Annotated in this window: 19 protein-coding genes; 13 read left to right on the top strand and 6 right to left on the bottom strand. The window is 56.0% G+C overall.

Features of this window, described 5'->3' with window-relative positions:
- The first annotated feature begins 185 nt into the window (after nucleotides 1-185).
- Entirely contained in the window at nucleotides 186-842 is a 657-nt protein-coding gene (locus Q1B21_RS14490) for an XRE family transcriptional regulator (protein WP_299080511.1), read from the top strand.
- Here the strand turns inward: Q1B21_RS14490 and Q1B21_RS14485 are convergent.
- The 5 genes from Q1B21_RS14485 to Q1B21_RS14465 are packed head-to-tail and all read right to left on the bottom strand — an operon-like array spanning nucleotide 820 to nucleotide 5172.
- The gene (locus tag Q1B21_RS14485) at nucleotides 820-1326 is read right to left on the bottom strand and encodes an N-acetyltransferase (RefSeq protein ID WP_299890374.1); all 507 of its coding nucleotides are present in this window, start codon (nucleotides 1324-1326) and stop codon (nucleotides 820-822) included. The two genes, Q1B21_RS14490 and Q1B21_RS14485, sit on opposite strands and share 23 nt — an antisense overlap.
- A gap of 8 nt (nucleotides 1327-1334) precedes the next feature.
- Nucleotides 1335-2402: a DUF3445 domain-containing protein gene (locus Q1B21_RS14480; protein ID WP_299890372.1), complete on the bottom strand. Its 1068-nt coding sequence runs from the start codon at nucleotides 2400-2402 to the stop codon at nucleotides 1335-1337.
- 13 nt (nucleotides 2403-2415) lie between these two features.
- Complete coding sequence (locus Q1B21_RS14475; protein WP_299890370.1) at nucleotides 2416-3378, bottom strand: PDR/VanB family oxidoreductase; 963 nt, start codon at nucleotides 3376-3378, stop codon at nucleotides 2416-2418.
- Nucleotides 3375-3971, bottom strand: coding sequence for a dimethylamine monooxygenase subunit DmmA family protein (locus Q1B21_RS14470; RefSeq protein ID WP_299890368.1), 597 nt, complete (start codon nucleotides 3969-3971; stop codon nucleotides 3375-3377). Before Q1B21_RS14470 ends, Q1B21_RS14475 begins: the two co-directional genes overlap by 4 nt.
- Before the next feature lie 55 nt (nucleotides 3972-4026).
- Nucleotides 4027-5172: an aminomethyltransferase family protein gene (locus Q1B21_RS14465; protein ID WP_299890366.1), complete on the bottom strand. Its 1146-nt coding sequence runs from the start codon at nucleotides 5170-5172 to the stop codon at nucleotides 4027-4029.
- A 341-nt stretch (nucleotides 5173-5513) separates the two neighbouring features.
- Between Q1B21_RS14465 and Q1B21_RS14460 the strand changes: the two genes are divergently transcribed.
- The 6 genes from Q1B21_RS14460 (at nucleotide 5514) to glnT (ending at nucleotide 11631) form a co-directional block, all read left to right on the top strand.
- A complete protein-coding gene (locus tag Q1B21_RS14460; RefSeq protein WP_298935168.1) occupies nucleotides 5514-6887 on the top strand; it encodes an ammonium transporter in 1374 nt (457 codons plus the stop codon).
- An 11-nt stretch (nucleotides 6888-6898) separates the two neighbouring features.
- Nucleotides 6899-7114, top strand: a complete 216-nt coding sequence (locus tag Q1B21_RS14455; RefSeq protein ID WP_298935167.1) for a hypothetical protein — start codon at nucleotides 6899-6901, stop codon at nucleotides 7112-7114.
- 146 nt (nucleotides 7115-7260) lie between these two features.
- Nucleotides 7261-8190, top strand: coding sequence for a glutamine amidotransferase family protein (locus Q1B21_RS14450; RefSeq protein ID WP_298935166.1), 930 nt, complete (start codon nucleotides 7261-7263; stop codon nucleotides 8188-8190).
- 1 nt (nucleotide 8191) lies between these two features.
- Complete coding sequence (locus tag Q1B21_RS14445; RefSeq protein ID WP_299890363.1) at nucleotides 8192-8875, top strand: protein GlxC; 684 nt, start codon at nucleotides 8192-8194, stop codon at nucleotides 8873-8875.
- Between the two features lie 20 nt (nucleotides 8876-8895).
- A complete protein-coding gene (locus Q1B21_RS14440) occupies nucleotides 8896-10224 on the top strand; it encodes an FMN-binding glutamate synthase family protein (RefSeq protein WP_299080552.1) in 1329 nt (442 codons plus the stop codon).
- 78 nt (nucleotides 10225-10302) lie between these two features.
- Nucleotides 10303-11631, top strand: a complete 1329-nt coding sequence (gene glnT, locus Q1B21_RS14435) for a type III glutamate--ammonia ligase (protein WP_299890361.1) — start codon at nucleotides 10303-10305, stop codon at nucleotides 11629-11631.
- A 614-nt stretch (nucleotides 11632-12245) separates the two neighbouring features.
- On the opposite strand, the gene Q1B21_RS14430 is transcribed toward glnT, so the two are convergent.
- The gene (locus tag Q1B21_RS14430) at nucleotides 12246-13295 is read right to left on the bottom strand and encodes a LacI family DNA-binding transcriptional regulator (RefSeq protein WP_299890359.1); all 1050 of its coding nucleotides are present in this window, start codon (nucleotides 13293-13295) and stop codon (nucleotides 12246-12248) included.
- A gap of 127 nt (nucleotides 13296-13422) precedes the next feature.
- On the opposite strand from Q1B21_RS14430, the gene Q1B21_RS14425 reads away from it, so the two are divergent.
- The 6 genes from Q1B21_RS14425 (at nucleotide 13423) to Q1B21_RS14400 (ending at nucleotide 20276) form a co-directional block, all read left to right on the top strand.
- A complete protein-coding gene (locus tag Q1B21_RS14425) occupies nucleotides 13423-14928 on the top strand; it encodes a sugar ABC transporter ATP-binding protein (protein WP_299890357.1) in 1506 nt (501 codons plus the stop codon).
- Nucleotides 14929-14939: 11 nt separating this feature from the next.
- The gene (locus tag Q1B21_RS14420) at nucleotides 14940-15959 is read left to right on the top strand and encodes an ABC transporter permease (protein ID WP_298935161.1); all 1020 of its coding nucleotides are present in this window, start codon (nucleotides 14940-14942) and stop codon (nucleotides 15957-15959) included.
- A 19-nt stretch (nucleotides 15960-15978) separates the two neighbouring features.
- Nucleotides 15979-17025, top strand: coding sequence for a substrate-binding domain-containing protein (locus Q1B21_RS14415; protein WP_298935160.1), 1047 nt, complete (start codon nucleotides 15979-15981; stop codon nucleotides 17023-17025).
- 120 nt (nucleotides 17026-17145) lie between these two features.
- Nucleotides 17146-17907, top strand: coding sequence for an ATP-binding cassette domain-containing protein (locus tag Q1B21_RS14410; protein WP_299080479.1), 762 nt, complete (start codon nucleotides 17146-17148; stop codon nucleotides 17905-17907).
- A gap of 11 nt (nucleotides 17908-17918) precedes the next feature.
- Complete coding sequence (locus tag Q1B21_RS14405) at nucleotides 17919-19046, top strand: ABC transporter permease (protein WP_299890353.1); 1128 nt, start codon at nucleotides 17919-17921, stop codon at nucleotides 19044-19046.
- A gap of 84 nt (nucleotides 19047-19130) precedes the next feature.
- On the top strand, nucleotides 19131-20276 hold the full coding sequence (locus tag Q1B21_RS14400; RefSeq protein WP_298935157.1) for a substrate-binding domain-containing protein: 1146 nt from the start codon (nucleotides 19131-19133) through the stop codon (nucleotides 20274-20276).
- Nucleotides 20277-20303 lie beyond the last annotated feature (27 nt).

Raw genomic sequence — 20303 nt, 5'->3', positions numbered from 1 at the left:
AACTTGAAGACCACGGTCAGCTAGCTAGCCGACAGCCAGGAATCCAAGCTCCGATAATTTGTCTGTCAGCATGATTATTTTACTATCAGGAAAAACTGGTGCTAAGATAAATCGAATTGGCAAGGGGAATGCCTTGCACCTGCTTGCAGAACCAGTTCGGACACGTGTAGCAATGCATTGGACCTATGAAATTGAAAAAACGCGATACAGAAGTGGTGGCAAATCTGACGCAGGACCCTCATTCCGTTCGGACAGGCGAACGTGAAAAAGTACTCGAAGTTGCCATCGGTCGCGAAGTACGTGCCTTTCGTAAGCAGCAAAACATCACCGTCGCGGATTTGGCCCAACTGACCGGATTGTCGATTGGTATGCTGTCAAAGATCGAAAACGGCAATACGTCGCCGTCGTTAACCACACTGCAATTGCTAGCCGATGCCTTGTCGGTGCCGCTGACAAGCTTTTTTCGGCAGTTCGAAGAACGCAGGGAAGCCGTTCACACAAAAGCCGGTGAGGGTGTGGAACTGGAACGCGAGGGCACGCGTGCCAACCACCAATACAACCTGTTGGGCCATATCGGTGCCAATGGATCTGGAGTGATCGTCGAACCCTACTTGATCACGTTGACAGCCGAGTCCGACGTTTTCCCGACGTTCCAACATGGCGGTATCGAAACGATCTATATGTTGGAAGGCGAGGTTGATTATCGCCACGGGGATCAGATTTATCCACTCAGGCCTGGCGATACGCTGTTTTTTGACGCCGATGCACCGCACGGGCCGGAACGGTTGGTTAGTTTGCCCGCGCGCTACATCTCTGTGATCAGTTATCCGCAGGCAAACTGATAGGCTTGCGTAAAACAAACTCCGTGGGTTGATCAAATCCGGCGTGCGTACCCGTAGCTACGATCGTAAACCCAAACCTTGAAAATACCCGGTGGTTCTCGGTCAGCTCCACGCGTGTTTCCAACTCCAATGCTGGAAGCCCAAGGGAAAGCGCCCGACTTTCTGCATGATCGACCAGGGCCCGGCCAACGCCTTGTCCACGCATCCCGTCTTGCACTGCAAGCTTGCTCAAATACAGGCTCTCGCCTCTGGGTTTCAGGAACATGCACCCAAATAACGGTCGGCCGACAGCCCAGATTTCCCCACCATCCCGGCAATGCTCTTGCATCCCTTCCACCGTCAGATGGTGGATTGATGATGGTGGGTTGATGCGTGCGTTCATATAGTGAAAAGACGCCCGCACCAGAGCAAGCGCGTCATACATAGCAGAGTCGTCCTCTGCTACGCTCCAGAGGGCCTTGTCCAGAGTTTCAACACTAGCCATGACACCCGCTACTTCGCCAGTGGCGGTTCTGTTTCCAGATCCGGCCAGATTCCGGGTGAGGTCGGAAGCCCGTCGTCAAACCGGCTGAGGTAATCCAGCATCATCGGCCTGTTATCAATGAACCCTTTGTATGTGGCCAGTTCTTCGGGCAGGTCACGAATAACCCGGTGCAGGCGGCGACCCCATTTCGGCACCGTCATCAGATCCTGAAAACTGCACAGATAGCAGCGGATCGGGAACACCAGCGCATTGGAGCGCGGCAGTCGGAAGAAGGTTTGCAACTCGACCCGCAGATGCTGCTTGTGGGCGATGTTTTCGGGCGTCAGCGTGGTCTTTTGGATGCCCCACTTGTGGTAGTTTTCCGGGCTGGTATCCAGCAGCGGGTTTACGGTCATGGTCCAGTTCAAACGCCGCGCGGGGGCGCCCTGCTGGATGTTCAGCAAGAACTTCAGGGCCCGCTGGAAAATACCCATTTCATGGGCTTTCGGAACTGGCGCATGCCATTCGAAAAAGTTCATTCCAATGTCGAAATCCAGGCTCCAGTCGGCCTGTGTGGTTACCATGCCGGCGTCCATCCACAGCATCTCGTCGCGCTGATCCAGCACGGCGAAATCACCTTGCGCCTGCCGGGTGATGTACTCCATCGGGCCATAAGGCAGCGTGGTTTCATCCATGAAGGTAAAGCTGTGATCGATGCCCAATGGCTTGTTGATCCAGCGCCACTGATTGCCGTTGCGGTGCAGCTCAAACAAGTCCGGGTAATCCTCGGACTTGCTAACCATGATCAGTTCCAGCAAGTCCCAGCCGGCCAATGTCATATGCGGCAACGACTGACAGCGCAGCGGGTCCTGATCCAGAACCATTGCGCGGTCTTTCATCTCTGAGACGTAGTGCTCGTCCACATCGAACCGCATTTCGTAGACAGAGCCTTCAGGCCCGCCCCGATGTTGTTCCATGTTGACCGAATACATGTAGCTGTCTTCGTGAAATGGGAACGGAAAGCGTTTGATCGCCCAGTCCGAGTTGTGGAACGTATAGTCGTCGCGGAAGGACTCGTCGTTGAATTGAATGGTCATGTTGGGCCTCCTCTCAGCGGTCCAGCACGAGGGACTTGCCCTCGAAACGCGATACGCAGGGCATGATTTTCTTGCCCGATGCCTTTTCTTCGTCGGTCAGCCAGTGATCGCGGTGCACAAAGTTGCCGTCGTGATCCAGCACAACGGTTTCACACTGACCGCAAGCCCCTCCGCGGCACAGATAGGGCGCATCGACACCTTCTCGTTCGATGGCTTCCAGAAGGCTTTCGTTCTCGCCGACATGAACGACTTTGTCTGAGGCTGCCAGCCGCACTTCGAACGGCTTGCCGGGCTGTGGGGCCAGAAACTCTTCGTAATGCACGCAATCTTCCGGCCAGCCTTCAGCGGCGGCCGCGTTGCGCACCCAGTCGATCATGCCCTTGGGGCCGCAGACATAGACATGCGTGCCCAGAGGTTGCCCGCTCAGCAGGTTCTCCAGATCAATCTGCTGGTTCTGGTCGTCGTAGTACAGATGCGTCTCATTGGGATGCCGGTCGGTCAGTTGGTCCGCATAAGACGCCAGCGCGTGATTGCGGCAGGCATAGTGCAGCTCCCAATGTCCGTGCAGCAGTTCAAGTTGTTTGATCTGAGCCAGAAACGGGGTGATCCCGATGCCACCGGCCAGAAACAGGTGCTTGCGGGCGCGCAGGTCCAGTGAAAACAAGTTGACCGGATAGCTGATGGTCATCTCATCACCCAGCTTGACTTGGCGGTGCATGAACAGTGAACCACCCCTGCCCTCGTCATCGCGCCGAACCGAGATCGTATAGGATGACTGATCAAACGGATCCGACATCAGCGAATAGGGATTAAGCCGCGTGATGCCTCCATCCCGCATTTCAACAACCGTATGCGCGCCACCCGAAAAGGTTGGCAACTGGCCTCCGTCGATGCGTTCGAACCGGAACCGCGTCACCAACTCGTTCAGCGGGGTGATTTCGGTCACTTTGACCTGAATTTTCTCGGCACCGCTCATTCGTAAATCCCCTTCGGCTCGGGCACGTTACCATGATCTTCGGCGTCGACACGAACCCCTTGATAGGCGGCAAGGCGGCGGGAATAGTGATCGCGTACGAACAGGTTCAATCCGCAATGCGCGCAGACATAGGGGTCAATCTCGACGTCTTCGGTAATGCCCTTGCAGTGCACGCATTGCATACGGCGCGCGACTGAACCGCGGTGTTCGGTCTGGATTGCGGTGTGCGGCAGGCCAACAGCCATCACCTCGTTCATGGCCTGCCCCATCATACCCTCAGAGCCGGTCAGATAAACCTGCAACCCCATATGCGCGTCTTCCAACACACGGCGAATGCGCTGCAGCGAGGCCTCATAGGACGGACCTTCGTAGAACTGCGCGGGATTCAGTGCTCGCAGTCGCTCAACGTAATCCGTTCCCTTGGGAATGTAGATCAGATGGGTTTTGGCCATCAGGTCGGGTGTTGCGATGGCAAGAATGGCTTCGGCCCCTTCGGCCTCGGCGATCATGAGATGATGTTCGCCCTGGCGAACCTCTAGCGTGCCCCAGACCGGGCGGCTTGCGATTGACTTGGGAAATTCGAACTTTGACATTGTGCCCTCAAATAGGAGAAGGGCGCCACGGTATGTCCGTCGCGCCCCCTGAAACTCAGCCCTTTGCGGTTCTGATCGATTTGTCCTGATCGTAGAACGGCATCTCTTCCGCAGTCGCTGCTATTTCTGTCCCATCACCGTTGCGCACTGTCAGCTTGGTGCCGGGTGAAGCACAGGCGACCGGCATCCGCGCGATGCCGACATTGTGCCCGTTGATTTCGGAATACATGCCGAAGGTCACGACGCCGACCTTTTCGCCGTTTTGAAGCAGGTCCGCGCCTTCACCCGCCGGCGTAGTGCCGTCAAGCTTAACGCCATAGATCTTGAACCGCTCCTTGCCTTGCGAGGCATAGTGGTTCTCGGCCCCGATAAAGCCGGTTTTCCCGGGTGAAACGGTGAATTCCAGGCCCAGCTCCCACAGCGTATCGCCGCAGGTTTCGCCGTCGAACGGGTAGGTTTCCGAATTGTCGCCCGGATAGAAGAGCAGGTAGCTTTCGGTGCGCAGCAGATCGAGCGTCGAGAATTGGACCGGGACGATGCCCATATCTTTACCCTCGGCCAGAATGCTATCCCACAGATGCACCGCGTGTTTAGCTTGGCAGAAGATCTCATACCCGCGCTCACCGGTGTAACCGGTCCGCGATATCATAACCGGGCAGCCATAGAGTTTGGTCTGCATGATTCCGAAATACGCCAGATCGCGAATACCGGGAATGTGTTTGGCCAGGAAATCAACGGCCACTGGTCCCTGCAGCGACATGTCATGCATGTCGTCGTCAAAAATGATCGAGCAGTTCTTGCCTGCCGCCACCGATGTCAACTGCTCCATGCCCGTTCCTGTGCCGTGCACCACAAGCCACGTGTTCACCGACAGGCGATAAATGATGCAGTCATCAACAAACTTGCCTTCGGCATTCAGGATTGACGCATAGGTCGACCGACCCGGCATGATCTTTTCCACATTACGCGTGGTGACTCGGTCAATGACATAGGCCGCATCTTCGCCCACGACATGAACCTTTTTCAGGCCCGAGACATCCATCAGACCGGCTTTGGTGCGGATGGCTTCGTAATCGGCTTTGGCACGTTCCGGGCTGTCGTCGTAGAACCATGCGGTCCCCATTCCATTCCAGTCTTCAAGCTCACCGCCGATTTCGGCGTGGCGCTGCGCAAGGGCCGACGTCCTCCAAAGAATGGCCATGGTTCAGGTCTCCCGTTGGTTGCTTTTTGTTGGCCATATTGAGGCCGATGTCAGATCGAAAATCAACACCTCAGTGCAGATTTTTTTCCTGATGGGAATATTTGCCTTCAAATTTTGTACCCTGATAAGGAAGTGTCGCGAACTTGAAATCTGTTACTTAGCAAGGGGTTACGGCTAAATTCAACCCTCTGGAACACCGATGCGACACCACTCTAAAAGATGTTTGCCCCACATATCTATTGACAGGTGATCAATGAAATTGTCCCCTGAGTGGATAATATTTCCCAGCAGGAAAGTGTCCGCAGAGATGCCTTCTGCTGCAACAATAGGGAGACTGAGAAGTGGATGGTAATCTAAACGCGCTCACGACCGTGTTTACCGAGTTCTATTACTGGGTAACGGTCGTTTTCATGTTCCTCATCCATGTGGGCTTTTGCATGTACGAAGTCGGCGCCAGCCGTGCTCGTAACCATATGCACACATTGATGAAAAACATCATGATCATTCCGTTGGTGACGGTCACGTTCTTCTTGTTCGGATGGTGGATCTACTGGGCCTTTCCGAACTTTCCGTTCTGGGGTGGTCTGGACACTGAAGCAGGGGCTGCGAATTTGCCTTGGGCCGATACGATGGCCACAAATCTGGGTGATAGAATCACGGGTGTTTTCTGGGCCGCATTCCTGCTGTTCTCATGGACCGCTGCCTCGATTGTTTCGGGATCTGTGATCGAGCGGATCAGATCTTCGGCCCTTTGGGTGCACGCAGTTCTGATTGGATCGGTTTTTTGGATCATCGATGCGGCTTGGGGTTGGCATTATGGCGGCTGGATGGTGCGCGTACTGGGATATCACGATGCTTATGCATCGGGAGTTATTCACGCGATTGCAGGTGGGTACGCGTTGGGCGTCATAATGGTGCTTGGTCCACGCTTGGGCAAATTCGCCAAGGATGGCACGCCCCGTGATATCCCCCCCCACAATCCATGGCTGTTGACCATCGGAATTTTTCTGATTTACACCGGGTTCTGGGGCTTTTACGCCGCATGTAACGTCCCTGTAATTTCGCCCGAAGTAATCGACGGTCAAATTACCGGAGCGACCTGGACTGCGACCAACATCTATCTGGCACCCACGACGCTGTCGGCGATCACTTTCAACTTCCTGATGTCGCTGTCTGGCGGGTTGATGGCGGCTTATGTGATCTCGAAAGGTGATGCGTTCTGGACCTTCTCTGGTGGACTTGCTGGCATTATCACCGCTTCGGCAGGAAATGATCTGTACCACCCGATTCAGGCGATGATCATTGCTGCAATTGGTGTCGTGATTGTGTACAAACTGCACTATTGGGTCGAACGCCGGTTCAAACTGGACGACGCGGTTGGAGCTGTTGCGGTGCATGGTTATGCAGGGGTAGTCGGATTGGTGATTTCTGGCTTTGTCCTGTGGGGCGTGCCGTCTTCGCCGTATGAAGGCTATGCAGCAATCAATCCGATCGGCCAGATCACGGGCGCAATCATCATGTTCTTCGTTCTGGGCTTCCTGCCTGGTTGGATCGTGGCAAAGATGCAGGCCGCAGCGGGCGTTCTGCGCATCCCTGAAGAAGTCGAACTGCAGGGCCTCGATTATGCTGAACATCATGCCTACGAGGACGCCAAAGCAGCAATTATCGAGGCTGACAAACAAGAACTTGCAGCCCGTGGCGTGGCGGCGAAGTGAGGGAGAACACTATGTCTACGAATGGATATTCAGACTGGGCCGTTGACCTGGCCGAAGTTGGACCAATCTATCCCTTTCAGGGTTACGAGGTTCTGATGGTCATCATCGGTGTGATCTTTTGGATCGGCTGGCATCGCATCCAGTTTGTCCGGGAAGCCGAGCACCTCGAAAAGGCGCGCCACACTGGCGACGAAGAGAAGGTGAAGGCGCAGTTAGAGCGATACTGACCTCGATTTGAAAACCAGCAATGGGCGGAAAATCGACATTCCGCCCATTGCCTCTCAGGAAAATTATTTTCCTATGATTATTGATGTCCCCCGATTTTGTTGGTAGCGTCGAATCATAACGAAACACACAAGGAGATCTGCCAGCCATGTGCGGAATTGTTGGATTATTCCTCAAAGACCAGTCTCTTGCGCCCCAACTGGGCAATATGCTTACAGACATGCTGATCACGATGACAGATCGGGGACCAGACAGCGCCGGAATTGCCATCTATGGTGAAGATTCCATTGGAAAAACCAAGATCACGGTCCAATCCCCCAACGCCGATAGTGACTTTGTCGGGTTAGCCGAAGAGCTGGGCAAAGGCCTGGGCGTGGCAGTGACGCAGACGGATAACGACACGCATACGGTGTTGGACATCCCCGCCGGGCAATTTGAAGCCGCACGCTCCATCCTGGCCGAAATTCGGCCTTCTGTGCGCATTATGAGCCGGGGCGAGAATCTCGAGATCTACAAAGAGGTAGGCCTGCCCAAAGATGTTGCAGACCGCTTCAACCTGAGCGGCATGACCGGAACTCATGGGATCGGGCACACTCGCATGGCGACAGAGTCCGCCGTGACAACAATGGGTGCGCATCCGTTCAACACAGGATCAGACCAGTGTCTGGTTCATAACGGGTCGCTGTCCAACCATAACTCTTTGCGTCGCAAGTTGCGCCGAGAGGGTGTGACCATCCAGACCGAGAACGACACCGAGGTCGGTGCTGCCTATCTGACATGGAAAATGATGAACGGCGCCACTTTGGGTGAAGCACTGCAATCGAGCCTGGATGATCTGGACGGTTTTTTCACCTTTGTTGTGGGCACCAAAGATGGCTTTGGCGTTGTTCGCGATCCGATTGCCTGCAAGCCGGCAGTTATGGCTGAGACAGATCAATACGTAGCCTTTGGCAGCGAGTATCGCGCGTTGGTGAATTTGCCCGGTATCGAAGATGCACGTGTTTGGGAACCCGAACCGGCGACGGTCTATTTCTGGTCCCATAATGACAGCCCTACATCCCAAGAGAAGGCGGCCTGAAATGCAGACCTATGACCTTGAATCAGAAGGGCTGCGGGGCCTGAATTCGACTCTGCAAAAGCAGAGCGGCGAGACAAACCAGACAAATTGGCAAGTGATAAACCCCAAGGGAAGCCACGCCATCGCAGTCGGGCTGGACGCGCCGATTGAGGTGACTGTCAAAGGGTCCACTGGCTACTATTGTGCAGGCATGAACCAGCAGGCGACCATAAAGGTCGAAGGATCAGTAGGGCCCGGCGTCGCCGAAAACATGATGTCCGGTCAGGTGATCATTGATGGCGATGCCAGCCAATATGCCGGGGCTACGGGCCACGGTGGGTTGCTGGTGATTAAGGGGAATGCAAGCTCGCGCTGCGGTATTTCGATGAAGGGCATCGACATCGTCGTTCACGGCGATATCGGGCACATGTCTGCCTTCATGGCGCAGGCCGGAAATCTGGTTGTGTGCGGCGATGCGGGTGACGCTTTGGGAGATTCACTGTACGAAGCCCGCCTATTTGTCAGGGGTTCGGTCAAAAGTCTGGGCGCGGATTGCATCGAAAAGGAATTGCGGCCCGAGCATTATGAGATTTTGAAGGACCTGTTGGATCGCGCAGGCTCTGATGCCAAACCTGAAGAGTTCAAGCGCTATGGCTCAGCTCGTCAGCTTTATAATTTTGATGTCGACAAATCAGCCGCCTACTGAGGAAGAAGGGTATGAAAGATATGGACGATCAAATCCCCCGCACCCTGCCGATCCAGTCGGCGACATTTTCCAACCCGATCAATGCAGAAATCCGTCGTGCTGCGGCTACGGGCATTTATGATATCCGCGGTGGTGGGGCGAAACGGAAGGTGCCGCATTTTGACGACCTGCTATTTCTGGGCGCGTCAGTCTCCCGCTACCCGTTAGAGGGGTATCGAGAGCGCTGCGATACATCCGTCACTTTGGGCACGCGTTTTGCCAAAAAACCGATCGTGCTGGATATTCCTGTCACGATTGCCGGTATGAGCTTTGGTGCCTTGTCTGGCCCCGCTAAAGAAGCGCTTGGTCGGGGCGCCTCGGCCGCTGGTACCTCAACCACAACCGGCGACGGCGGCATGACTCCAGAAGAGCGCGGCCATTCCAACAAACTGGTCTATCAGTATCTCCCCTCGCGGTATGGCATGAACCCAAATGACCTGCGCAAGGCGGATGCGATCGAAATTGTCGTCGGTCAAGGTGCCAAGCCAGGTGGCGGCGGCATGCTGCTGGGTCAGAAAATCTCTGACCGTGTCGCCGACATGCGGACCCTGCCCAAGGGCATTGACCAGCGCTCGGCCTGTCGCCACCCGGATTGGACTGGTCCGGACGATCTGGAGATTAAGATCCTCGAACTGCGGGAAATCACCGATTGGCAGGTGCCAATCTACGTCAAGGTTGGCGCCACGCGGCCGTATTACGACACCGCTTTGGCGGTGAAGGCAGGGGCTGATGTGGTGGTGATGGACGGGATGCAGGGCGGTACCGCTGCTACACAGGATGTTTTCATCGAACATGTCGGATTGCCTACGCTCTCTTGCATCCGCCCCGCCGTTCAGGCCTTACAGGATCTGGGGGTGCATCGTGAAGTGCAGTTGGTGATTTCGGGCGGTATTCGTACCGGAGCCGATGTAGCCAAAGCGTTAGCCTTGGGTGCAGATGCAGTGGCCATCGGGACCGCCGCATTGGTGGCCCTTGGCGACAACGACCCGAAGTGGGAAACAGAATATCAAAAACTGGGCACAACCACCGGCGCTTATGACGACTGGCACGAAGGTCAGGATCCGGCTGGCATCACCACACAGGATCCAGATCTGGCAGCGCGTCTGGACCCGGTTGAGGCCGGGCGGAGGCTGCGCAACTACCTGAAGGTGATGACACTGGAGGCACAAACCATCGCGCGTGCCTGCGGACATAATCACTTGCACAACCTCGAACCGGAAGACCTGTGCGCGTTGACAATGGAGGCGGCCGCGATGGCGCGCGTGCCACTTGCGGGAACCAGTTGGTACCCCGGCAAGGAAGGGTTCTGAATTGATGCTGCGCGGCTCCCTCATGGGGGCCGCGTTTTGCTTTGAAAATCGAAAAACAACAGGGAAAGGAAAGCAATCGTGACGACAGATCTCGCAGCTTTCGCAAAAGAAAAAGGCGTCAAATACTTCATGATTTCGTTCACCGACCTGTTCGGTGGGCAGAGGGCTAAACTGGTTCCTGCGCAGGCGATCGCTGACATGCAGGAAGACGGCGCTGGGTTTGCCGGGTTCGCCACCTGGCTGGATATGACTCCGGCCCATCCCGACATGCTGGCGGTGCCGGATCCATCTTCTGTGATACAACTGCCTTGGAAACCCGAGGTGGCCTGGGTTGCGGGCAACTGCGTCATGGAAGACAAGGACGTCGCTCAGGCGCCGCGTAACGTGTTGCGCCGACTGATCGACGAAGCGGCAAGCGAAGGCCTGCATGTCAAAACCGGGATCGAGGCAGAATTCTTTTTGCTGACCCCGGATGGAGAGCAGATCAGCGACCCGTTCGATACCGCCGAGAAACCCTGCTATGACCAACAGGCGGTGATGCGCCGTTATGATGTGGTGCGCGAGATCTGCGATTACATGCTAGAACTGGGTTGGGGCCCGTATCAAAACGACCACGAAGACGCCAATGGCCAGTTCGAGATGAACTGGGAGTTTGACGATGTCTTGCGTACCGCTGACAAGCACTCGTTCTTCAAGTTCATGACCAAATCCGTGGCTGAAAAGCACGGTTTGCGCGCCACGTTTATGCCAAAACCGGTCGAAGGTCTGACCGGCAATGGCTGTCATGCCCATATCTCGGTCTGGGATGCGCCGGGTGATGCCGCAAAAACCAATGTCTTTGCGGGTCAAGGCGATGGCCCAACTGGTGAAGTTGGTCTGGGCGAACAGGGCAAGCACTTTTTGGGTGGGATCATGAAGCATGCCAGTGCATTGGCGGCCATCACCAACCCGACCGTGAACTCCTACAAGCGTATCAATGCGCCGCGTACCATGTCGGGCGCCACCTGGGCGCCTAACACAGTGACCTGGACAGGCAACAACCGTACCCACATGGTCCGGGTGCCAGGGCCTGGCCGTTTCGAGTTGCGCCTGCCTGATGGGGCAACCAACCCCTATTTGCTGCAGGCGGTCATCATTGCCGCTGGCTTGTCCGGCATTCGCAGCAAGGCAGACCCGGGGCGGCGGTATGATATCGACATGTATGCTGAGGGCCACACCGTGACCGACGCGCCGAAGCTGCCGCTTAATATGCTCGACGCCCTGCGTGACTATGACAAGGACACCGAGCTGAAGGCGATGATGGGTCAGGAATTCTCGAGCGCATTCCTGAAGATGAAACATCAGGAGTGGAACTCGTTCGTGTCACATTTTTCACGTTGGGAAAAAGAACACACGCTGGATATCTGATCAAATGCAGGTGGCGGAATTGGGGCCGCGGGTTGAACTGCGGCCCTGTTCTCTGCGATCAATCCACATCGGTTGCTCGATGAGTGTTTTGAATTTCCGGCATATGCCGGGTGAAACGCCGTTGCGCTTCTGCAGTGTATTCCAACGCGTGGCGACATTACCTGCATCGTGTATCGTTACCCGTCACGAAATTGAACGACGCGTTTATTGTTGGAAACTGTAAAACAGTAGATCTTTGATATGTCCAACTGGGCAAAGCCAAGTGACACAAGAAACTGAGCGCTTTCTACGGCTGCAGGACTACCTTCTGCAATAATCCAGCCGCCCAAAATTCGGCCCGACCGGAGGCAATATCGTAGTGACCAATGCACCGTCCAGGCCGCCGTACAGCTCCTCTTTGAGCAACTCGTCGCGCAGGTTGCTGTAGAAGCTCTCGATTCAGGCGTATGTCGCGGTTAGCCCGGATCGGTATAGAGCCATTCAACATCACGCCGCCGCGCAACGCTGAGACGTCCGCGCTTGTGGGTCCAAATCTGGAGATGCAGCTGTTCATGGCTCGGGTGATGTCGAGTTAGCGTCGGATCAGTGGCTTAGACTAGCGGCTATGAAAACTGCTACGCGCGAGCTGTAGGCTTCAAGACCGTGCTGCCAGGAATGAGCCTAAACCCGACGTCTTTGGCGGATTTCACGGGCTCTCCGTTTATCTGCGCTAAAACCATCTCGGCGGCGATTTGACCGATTTTCAGATGTGGCACAGCGATAGATGTCAACCGGTATGGCTGAATGGCCGAGATAGGCAAGTCGCCCCATCCTGCGATACCGATATCATCCGGCACGCGAAGACCAATCTTCTGGGTGTATTGCAGGCCGCCAATGGCCATGTTGTCGTTCTGATAGAAAATGGCTTCGATGTCGCGATGGGCCGCCAAAAGCTGCTCGGTCCCATAAAAACCAGTGTAGAAGCCAGGGGTATCCTTGAGCAAAAGTTGTTTTTCAAGCCGCCCATTTGCGTCTTCAATTGCCTTGGAGAACCCGTTCAGCCGCGCTGTCGCGGCATTGGCGACGTCATGCGACGTGCCAACATATCCAAACTTTCGGTACTCCATCCCAGCAAGGTAGCGCCCCATGCTGTAACCGCTATCAAAGTGATTCAGGCCAACGCACATATCCAATGGGCTGGAATTGAAGTCCCAGATTTCCACCAAGGGAATGCCTGCACCGCGCAGCATTTGAATGGCTTTGGGGCTGTGTGAGCGTCCGGTGACGATCAACCCGGCAGGTTGCCAGGACAGAACGGTTTCGATCCACTTTTCCTCGTGGTCGATTTCGTGCTCGGTCAGGCCCAGAACCGTCTGATGGCCAAATGCCCCCAGTTTGCGGTCAATGCCCTCGAGCACCTGAGCGAAGATTTCATTGCCCAATTCCGGGATGCTGACGCCGACAAACGTCGATTTCTTGCCACCCGCAAACACCGTCGCCAAGCGATTCGGCAGGTATCCCAAGCGATCGACTTCTACCATGACCTTGGCACGTGTCTTTTCCGAAAAACCTCCTTCGTCTCGCAAGACTCGACTTGCAGTCATCTTGGAGACGCCTGCAGCCTTGGCCACTTCTGCCAGGCTTATTTTATTGTTTCTATTAGATTTATCCGGATCGTCGCTCATTTACGTTACGGGTAACTCTTTTTTGTTGACAACCAAGTGGGCTGCGAGAATGCTAACGTAACGTTACGGGTAACTCAACACGTTGTTGAGGAGCAACAGGGTTACCGCGATCTGGGAGGAGGCCACAGTGCCCGGCACTGCACAAAGCAATCTGTTCTTTGATGGGATAAAGAAGCATTTCGGAGGCACCTATGCCTTGCGCGATGTATCCCTGAACATTGAACGCGGTGAGATCGTTGCTTTGTTGGGTGAAAACGGGGCCGGGAAATCCACTCTCATCAAGATCCTTGGTGGCATTCACAAAGCCGACGAAGGTCGGGTTTTGATCGATGGTCACCCATACGAACACAGCCCTGGTGATTTTGGAGAGCGTCAGTCAGTTGCGTTCATTCACCAAGATTTGGGGATGATCGAATGGATGACGGTCGCCGAGAACATTGCATTGGCGCTCGGCTACTCTCGGAAGAACGGTCTTATCAACTGGAAGACAGTGAATGAGTTTGCCCAACAAGCGCTGGATAAGGTTGGATGCGAATTTGATCCAACAACTCGTGTGCAGGATCTTTCGCGCACCGAGAAATCGCTTGTCGCCATTGCGCGCGCCTTGGCGGTGGATTGCGACTATCTTGTACTGGACGAACCCACCGCGTCGCTGCCCGCAGACGAGGTTGAGCGCTTGTTCGAAGCTCTGCGCCCGCTGAAAGAGCAGGGCGTGGGCATGATCTATGTATCGCACAGGCTGGACGAGATTTTTCAGATCGCGGACCGCGTGGCGGTTTTGCGCGATGGTGAGTTGGTTGGGTTGCGCAGCATTGATCATACAACGCCGGAAGAGCTTGTTTACATGATCGTTGGCCGAAAGACACGCCAGGTGATCAAGCCCGACAACCCGCCGGGCGAAACCATCCTGCAGGTCAGCGGCCTGAATATGGACGCGGCTCACAATGTAAGTTTCCAGCTGCAATCGAATGAGATCGTGGGGCTGGTCGGCCTGCGCGGGGCAGGGCACGAAAACGTCTCTCGTGCATTGTTTGGGGCCGAAATGTTCGATGGGCAGATCACCCTGCGTGGCGAAGCGCCCAATCTATCCTCTCCCCAAGCAGCTATGGCGTCTGGGATCGGGCTGGTTGCCCGGGACAGGACCGAGGAGTCCGTGGCGATGTCGCTGACCATCCGGGAGAACACATTCCTGAATCCCGCTGCCTTCGGGCGAACACTGCTATCTTTCATGAGCCACCGTACAGAAACAGAAAACGCCGCCCGCGTGGGTGCGGATGTCGCGTTGTCGCCGAATGATCAAACCATGGCCATTGAAAGCCTTTCCGGCGGAAACCAGCAAAAGGTTGTGATCGGCAGATGGTTGGAAACAAAACGCAATTTGTTGATCTGCGAGGATCCTACTGCAGGCGTCGATGTCGGCGCCAAGGCGGAAATCTATGCGTTATTGAATCGGGCAATGGAAGATGGCGTCGGGATCATCGTGGTCTCGACCGATTTTGAAGAAGTTGCAGCCATCTGTCACCGCGCCATTGTCTTCAGCCAAGGGCAGATCGTGCGTGAATTGATGGGTACTGAGCTGACCACAGAAAATCTCATACAAGCCGCCTCGGCCTCGAACGCCGTTGCGAGTTAAGGACTACGAATATGCAATCGCTTGAATCCAATGCGCTGGAACCTACCAAGGCCGAGTTGAAGAACGCTTCGCTCAGAACACGGATACTGCGCTTTCTTCCGGTCTATGGGCTGGTGCTTCTGACCGGATTCCTGATCATTCTGTTTTCGGTCCTATTGCCCAATACCTTTCCCACACTCCTGAATTTGCGGGCAATCATTTCGGACAAGGCCATTATTGCGCTGTTGTCGCTTGGGGCCATGATCCCAATGGCGGCCGGACGTATCGACCTGACGGTGGGGTATGGGATCGTACTGTGGCACATTCTGGCGATCTCATTGCAGACGACGTTTGGTATCCCTTGGCCAATTGCAGTTGCGATCGTTCTGTCATTGGGTTTGTTGACCGGTTTCCTGAACGGTTTGCTTGTCGAAGTCGCAAAGATCGACAGCTTTATCGCCACTCTGGGCACGGGCACTGTGCTGTACGCGCTGGCGCTGTGGCACACGGGCGGTCGTCAGATGGTCGGTGCGTTGCCGGACAGTTTCTACGCCATCAACGGCACCTTTGTGTTCGGCCTGCCCATCACCGGCTTTTACGTGCTGGGCATCACCGTCGCGATGTGGCTGATTCTGGAATACACGCCCATCGGCCGATATCTGTATGCAATCGGTGCCAACCAGCGCGCCGCGCAGCTGAACGGTATTCCAACGCGAAAGTTTGTCATTGGCGCGTTTATGTCATCGGGCCTGATCACCGCATTTGCCGGGGTGTTGCTGGCATCGAAACTACGGATCGGGCAAGCCTCGGTCGGTCTTGAATTCCTGTTACCTGCTTTGGTCGGGGCCTTCTTGGGGTCCACCACCATCAAGCCGGGACGCGTGAATGTTTGGGGAACAGTTGTGGGTGTCGCGATCCTGGCTGTCGGTATCTCGGGCATTCAGCAATTCGGTGGATCCTTCTGGGTCGAGCCGATGTTCAACGGTGTCACGCTGCTGATTGCGATCGGGATTGCCGGTTACGCTCAGCGCCGCAAAGGCGCCAACAAGTAAAAGCATAAGGGAGGAGATTATGCTGAAACGGACTTTTATGGCGGTATCCGCCGCCGCCCTGTTGACGGGGCTGGGTGTACCGGTCATGGCCGAGACCGCCTTTGACGGACCTACAAGCGGCCCCAAAGCTGCCGAGGGCAAGTCGATTGTCGTCGTTGCAGGGGATCTGAAAAACGGCGGCATTCTGGGCGTCACCAATGGTGTCGAGGAAGCGGTCGGAGCCATCGGCTGGGAAGTCCGCGTGCTGGACGGCGCCGGTTCCATTCAGGGCCGCACAGGTGCCATCGGTCAGGCAATGGCCTTGCAACCAGACGGGATCATCATCAATGGCTTCGACGCCGTCGAACAGCAGGCTGCGCTTGAAGGTGTTGTGAATGCGAACATTCCGATGGTCGCATGGCACTCAGGCCCCAAGATCGGCTGCGACGCACCGGGCGGTATCTTTGCCAATGTCTCAACCGATGCGATGACCGTGTCCGAAGTTGCTGCGGAATGGGCGATGAATGATGGCGGGGATGCGGTCGGGGCCATCATCTTTACGGACTCCACCTATCAGATTGCCATCGACAAGGCCGATCGCATCAAAGAAACCATCGAGGCCGCAGGTGGCACGGTATTGGAATATGTCGACACGCCCATTGCTGATACGTCAGCCCGGATGGGGCCGCTGACCACCAGCCTTCTGCAGAAATACGGAGATCAGTGGACGCACGCTTTGGCGATCAATGACCTGTATTTCGACTTCATGGGGCCTGCACTGGCGGCCGCAGGAATTTCGTCGGATGACGGCCCGCAGGCCGGCTCGGCCGGCGATGGGTCCGAGGCTGCGTTCCAGCGTATTCGCAGTGGCAGTTATCAGACCATCACCGTGGCCGAACCGCTAAATCTGCAGGGCTGGCAGCTTGTGGATGAGCTGAACCGCGCCATTCAGGGCGAGCCGTGCTCGGGCTATGTGACGTCGCCCGCGCTGGTGACCGAGGAAGGTCTGGCCAAGCTGGGTGATAGCAACCAGTTCGACCCCGACAGCCCATATCGCGACGCTTACGTGACGATCTGGGGCAAGTAACCACTCTGGCAGCTTCTGCCGTTCAGGGGCGGGGCTGCCTTCCAAAGAGATGACACAGCGCAAAGCCATCACACCGGTCTTTTGACCGCCATGGTGAAGCTTTGCGCAAAGGAGGAAGCCATGAGCGATCAGCCATTGGTTCAAATGCAGGGAATAACCAAACGCTTTGGCGGCGTCACGGCGCTGCAGGATGTTGATCTGACCGCCTATGCCGGTGAAGTTTTGGCCATCGTTGGTGACAACGGGGCGGGAAAATCGACGTTGATCAAGATCCTGACCGGTGTTCACCAGCCGACCGAAGGGCGGATCTTGATGGACGGTCAGCCGTTGGAGATGTCCAGCCACTCGGACGCAATCGCTAACGGGATTGACGCGGTTTACCAGACACTTGCGCTGGCGGATCACCTGTCGCCTGCCGCCAATATGTTCCTGGGAAACGAACTGACCAAGAACGTCTTGGGCATGGCGTTTCTGGACAATAAACGCATGAAGACCGAGGCTGCCCGGGTTCTGGAAGAACGTTTAGGCGTGCGTTTGAGGTCAATGGACGTGATGACGGAAAGCCTGTCTGGCGGACAACGTCAGGCCGTCGCGATTTCGCGCGCGGTGTACCACGAAGACCTGCGCCTGCTGGTGATGGATGAGCCCACTGCCGCGTTGGGTCCGCAGGAAACAGCCCGAACCCTGAAGCTGATCAAATCCCTTCGCGAGCAGGGGTTGGCGGTGATCCTGATTTCGCACTCGCTGGATGATGTCTTCGAAGTATCCGACCGCATTCACGTGCAACGCCGGGGCCGCGCTGTTGGCGTTGTCAAAACCGCGGATAGTTCCGTTCAAGACGTCCTGGGCCTGATCGTTGGCGCTCAGGATGCGGCCGCGTGAAGGAGAGCAAGATGTCCGCGACCACCACCACCCCCGAACATAAAACCATCATGGACCGGCTTGAGCCGTATCTGGCCTTCATCGGTCCAATGGTGATGATCCTGGCAATCCTTATCTTCATGGGTATCGCCGAACCTGCACGGTATTTCCGCGCCACAAACCTGAACCTGATCCTACTGGACGCGGCGCTGTATATGCCAATGGCTATGGCGATGACCTTTGTTATAACCCAGCGCGGGATTGATCTGTCGATTGGATCCATTGCAGCGTTCTCAGCCATTCTTATGGCCTTTTTGATCAAGCAGTACGGCTTTCCCGCGTGGGTGGCAGTGCCATTAGCTATCGTCATGGGGGCGATCATGGGTCTGATCAACGGCCTAGTGATTACTCGGTTCAAGGTACCGGACCTGATCGGCACCTTGGCTATGGACCTAGTGTATCGTGGCCTCGCGCTCGTCATCGCAAAAGGTCTGGTGCTTGCTCGGTTCCCCGACTTGATTACGGACATTGGGCGTGGGCAAATCCCCGGATTTATCCCGATCCCGGTGATTTTGGGCTTACTCACCATGGCTGTCGGCTATGTGGTTTTGACCCGCACCTATTTCGGGCGTTACACCATCGCCATTGGTTCAAACCCCGAAGCCAGTGAAATGACTGGTGTCGCGGTCGATCGCCACAAAATCTACGCCTATGTGCTGATGGGTGCGGCGGCGGCGATGGCGGGTGTGATGCTGACCGGAAAACTGAACGCCATCCAGGCAACTTCAGCGCCGTATTTCAACCTACACGTCATCGCAGCGGTTGTTGTGGGCGGCACCTCTCTGTTCGGCGGACGGGCGTCGATGCTGGGTTCGCTAGCCGGTGTGCTTCTGCTGTCGATGATGATCAACGCATTGGTAACGCTGCGGATCGAGTTCTTCTGGCAATCCGTCGCTTCGGGTGTGGTCATCGTCAGCTCGGTCGCTCTGTACACGTGGATGCAAAAGAAAGACCGGGACGGTGCACATGGCTTGATGGCCGCACTGCGCAGCAAAGAGGCGCGGAAATTGCTGCGGTTCTCGGCTGCGCTGATCGGTGCACTGATCCTGTTGCTGGCCCTTGGGGCGGGCCTGGCAACCGAGCCTGCGCCAAGCGGCTAAGGCAGACAAAAGTGGTGCGCCGGGAGGTAGGAGTCCCGACGCACCTGCAAGACCCCACAATGTTCGCGAAAGGGAGGACTTACCGTGAAACAATTGAACAAAGCCTTACTGACGACAAGCGCATTTTGCCTGTGTGCTGCTGCTGCCTTGGCGGAAGGCAACCTGCCATTGAAAGAGCTGCCCGGTATCGCAGATCGGGACTACTGGGTTCCGGGCGAGGTAAATGCCGACGGCAAGCTGGAAGCGCTGCAAGCCACGACCGGGGCTGAAGCAGTAAAGTATTCAGGCACGCAGGACGGGCCGTTGCAGATCGCCTTGATCTACCCTTCGGCGGATACGTCAGATTTCTGGGCGCGCAACTATCTGGCGATGATCAAACGCCTGGACGAGTTGGGGATCGCATACGAGACCACAGAATTTGCCAGCCGTCAGATCGAACACAGCCTGCAGTCAACTTATGCCAATCAGGTGGTTCAAGATGCGGATCTATATGATTTCGTCATTTTTGGCCCATCGGAATTGGCCATTCAGGCAGACAACATCGACAAGATGTCGGCTAGCGACGGCTTTGCCACCTTCGTCTGGGCCTTTCACACGCCGCCCAAGGATCTGGAAAACCAGCCGGATGCATGGTTCGATTTCAGCTCGGCCGCGGGTGCGCTGACCATGTGCGACTACATGCTGGAACGCTTGGGCAAGGACGTGACCATGGCGATGAACCGGGGTATTCCGGGGATCACTGACGATCAGCGCTCGGGCGATTTCAAGGCCTGTGTTGAGGACAAGGGCAACTGGACTACCGTTTATGAACACTATGGTGAGTACCAGCGCGAAGGTGGTTTTGAGGGCACTAGCCTGATCCTGCAGGCGTATCCTGAGGCCACGATCATCCACAACGCAAACACGGCGATGGCGATGGGTTCGGTCGAGGCACAGGTTGCAGCTGGCAAAGAGAAAGAAGTCTTCTCGACCGGTTGGGGCGGTACAGGTCTTGAGCTGGACGCCATCCGTCGCGGCGAACTGGATGCAACCCCGATGCGCATGGGCGACGATGTTGGTGCCGCCACGGCTGAGGCCATCAAGGCGCATATGGAAGGCCGTCAGGACGAGCTGCCTTTTGTTTTTCTGGGCCGGATCACGGTCGCGCATGACCAGATGAACCCAGACGAATTGGATGCGCTGGAACAGGAAGCGTTTCGGTTCTCAGGTGTCGGCGCTCTGGAGCGTTGACCTCGGGCTGGGCGGGGACATCCCCGC

Source organism: uncultured Ruegeria sp., assembly GCF_947504215.1.
GTDB lineage: Bacteria > Pseudomonadota > Alphaproteobacteria > Rhodobacterales > Rhodobacteraceae > Ruegeria.
Note: the sequence above shows the minus strand (reverse complement) of the source record. Positions and strands in the feature narration are given on the sequence as shown.